The sequence below is a fragment of the Candidatus Regiella insecticola LSR1 genome, from assembly GCF_000143625.1.
In the GTDB taxonomy this organism is placed as follows: domain Bacteria; phylum Pseudomonadota; class Gammaproteobacteria; order Enterobacterales; family Enterobacteriaceae; genus Regiella; species Regiella insecticola.
In genome coordinates this window covers 1-3,281 of sequence record NZ_GL379659.1, presented here as the reverse complement: position 1 = coordinate 3,281, position 3,281 = coordinate 1, and the positions used below count along the sequence as shown (strand labels likewise).

Sequence of the window (3,281 nt, the reverse complement as noted above, 5' to 3'; positions counted from 1 at the left end):
CGCGCTAGAAAGATTTAAATAAGTTAATTTATCTGGTAGTTTTGGTAACGATATGACTGGCGTGTTAAAAATATTTAAATGAGTTAATGTGTTAGGTAGTGGTATTGGTAATGAGCGGATTATCGTATTGGAAATCTCTAAATCAGTTAATTTATTAGGTAGTTTTCCTAATGACACGATTAGCGTGCTAGAAAGATTTAAATGAGTTAATTTATCTGGTAGTTTTGGTAACGATATGATTGGCGTGTCAAAAATATCTAAATGAGTTAATGTATTAGGTAGTGTTGGTAATGAATCGATTAGCGTGTTAGAAATATTTAAATAAGTTAATGTATTAGGTAGTGTTGGAGGTAATGAATTAATAGGGTTAGAAGATATATTTAAATGAGATACACCATCGATCATCTCACTTGTTACCGTCCTTATGTTTTCAAAAGAAAGATTCACTTCTCTTAATGATGCAGTACATACTGATGCAATACATGTAGTAGTGAGTGGGTAGGCTTGCACTTCAGGAACTTTTGGCATTATGTTTTTCAATGAAGTTAACTCTTCAATAATTCTTTCGTATCTATTCTGCTGTGCTAGTTGGATAGCTGTAGAAAGCATTTCATTAGTAATATATTTTTTCTGCAACGGGATTTCAACTCTAGGTTTCGACAGCATGTTAATCAGCATATCCTTATAAGCAAGAGAATAATCATTATAGGTATTTAGTTCTTTAAGTATTTTATTCGTGAGCTGATTAGACTGTTTATAGATATATTTTCCTCCCATATAAACTAACTCAAAACCAGGATCGACAGAACGCACTGTCGCTTTCAGGACATAAATTAATGTTTGCTTTGTCAGTAAATTAGATGTGCCAAAGATACCTTCTTTAAAGAAGCACGGTGCAGTATTTTTTATAGCAAATTTCAACGATCCCGTCGCTAAATATCTTGTCATTCTGAGTCTAGAAATATTAGCGGCGGATATTAATACTTCACTCATGCCTACGCTAAGTTTGCCTACTTCACCAATTAAAGGCAAGAACATCAGAAGATCTAGAACAAAATAACCAGCTGCCTCAAGTTTTTTGCCATCTTGTAGATTTTTTATTGCATCGTAAAAAGGAATTAGATGCTTCAAGAAATCAGCAATCTTTTCAATAATGGTTGCTTCATACCCTGATTGATGTAGATTGTCATAAAAAGAATCTTTTCGGATTCTAGTAAGTTCTTCTACTAGCTTGGTTACTGAGTCGTTTTCTTGTTTTAAATTTTCGTATTTATCAAGCTCAACTATAAATGGTTTAGTTTCTATTTTCTCTATAATTTCATGTGGTATTGCGGTGTTTTTTTTAAAAAAAGATAAATACGAGTATTTACTTCTAGGATCATCAATCTCGTGAAATCTATATCGCATATCGTCATCAGGAGAGAGAATAAACCATCGAGTCGTGTGAAAATATTCTATACAAATAACACTATATATATATATTCAATGATTTTTAATACTGTAATATCTGAACAATGCGGATAAGGAAGAGATAACTCCATAACCTTAGGGGCATTATCTTCTATATACGTTTCCTTCATCCCGTAATAACATTCTTTTTCTGTGAAAACAAATTTAGCATAAGATACTTTCCCAAGATTAAAAAAATCCTTGTCTTCTTGTAATGACAGTCTATCAATGGCATCTGTAAGGGCAATCTTCTGCCATATGCTAAATTTTTTAGCAATCTCTTCATTTTGCTTTGCAAAGATCTCAGTGAGGTTTGGTAGTCTAGCATCGATAGTCGAAGGAAAAGAATCAGGTGCAGCTTTGTAAGCTGCAATCGCGCCTTCATTATCAATAATACCTATACTAGCTAGTTTCTCTTTAGCTAATTCTGTACGAGTTTTATATCCATCCATTGCTTTTATAAATTTATTGATTGGAAGTATTGCTTTAATTTCTTCATTTTCTTTATCTACCGAGTTAAAAAACTCCGTAACGACTTTTTCCCTTAGAACGGGCGAATTAAGAATTTCCTCTACTAATACATCAGTATTTTTTATCGCATAAGATAAGGCTACAGGAATTAAAAAGTATCTTACTTTCTCAGGGATACTGCCTTTTTTTATTACATGTTCTAAGAAGGCTCCTATTTGTAGGAGATATTCTTCAATATACGGATTAAAATCGATGCTATTGTCATTTAAAAAATGTAGAGTAGCATGAATATATACCCAGGGGATAGAGCCAATGACTAAATATTCAAGTCTATTAAATATTCTAAACCTTCCCATGTTAGGAATATCTGCGTAATATTCGAATACTGGCATACAAGGAAAGATAATGTCTTTTTCTATTTTTTTTATGGTTTCTGGCTTCAAGTGTGCTATTTTATCTAAAATATCCTGCCAAACATATTTTACTGTTTTCTTGTCATCGTCCTTGGATTTTACCAAATCAGCAACAAACTCAAGGAAACTGTCTTTTTTAAAGATAGTTTGAATGAAAAAGTTTTGAATTTTTTCGTTGATAAGTCTTTTAATATTGATTTTTTATCATTTTCTTGAGGGACTTCTGTAATATCAGTTAATTTTGATGCTAATCCTGTTAAATGTTTCTTATCTGCTGCAAGAGCACGATAAATATCATCCACCACTTGTTCAGGATAAACAAAACTTTCTTCTGATAAAAACCCGACCTCTTTAAGGTATTTTTTAGCCTTTTGGTATGTTATATCGTATTGTATTTTATTATCTTGATTTTCAGAAATCTCTTCTATGGAAGCCTCGATTGATTCTGTGTTTAATGTATTTTCCATATGATTTGAATTATCAATTTTGGTTGTTTCAGTCATTTTTGTTCCTCGATTATTTTTCTCTGGATGTAGATTTGTATTTTTATGAAGCGTAAGCGTATGCTCCGTATGCTGGTGATGGTTATTTCATAACAGCTAGAGGCAGTTTTGTTCGGTTAAGGGAGAATAAGTGGAAATACTCATCAAAAGCGGGTTATTTTTAATAGCTAAAATATTTTTATTGATGATACTTTCTTATCAAAAAAATATTTACATACATGCAAAAACGCAATTGCCCCGCACAATGGCGAGGCAATTCTTGAATGGAATATGTGTATATCTATAGGTTAAGTCTTATTAGCTGTCCTGGTGAGGAATGACAGCATATTTCTTCATACGTTAAGGGGTCACGCTGAGCGCTTTTCGTTCCAAATCTAGTCCAGAATAAAGGGTTACGTTAAAAATCGAATTATTGCCATAATAACAGGCTTTCAGTGCATCATTT

The 3,281-nt window shown here is 32.4% G+C and carries 2 protein-coding genes and 1 pseudogene; all 3 read right to left on the bottom strand.

The window, feature by feature from the left end; all coding sequences use genetic code 11:
• Positions 1-1,407: pseudogene (locus REG_RS08930) on the bottom strand (hypothetical protein); the annotation flags it as partial.
• 47 nt (positions 1,408-1,454) lie between these two features.
• On the bottom strand, positions 1,455-2,438 hold the full coding sequence (locus REG_RS08925; protein WP_006705342.1) for a hypothetical protein: 984 nt from the start codon (positions 2,436-2,438) through the stop codon (positions 1,455-1,457).
• Entirely contained in the window at positions 2,432-2,836 is a 405-nt protein-coding gene (locus REG_RS08920; protein WP_006705341.1) for a hypothetical protein, read from the bottom strand. Before REG_RS08920 ends, REG_RS08925 begins: the two co-directional genes overlap by 7 nt.
• Between the last annotated feature and the right edge of the window lie 445 nt (positions 2,837-3,281).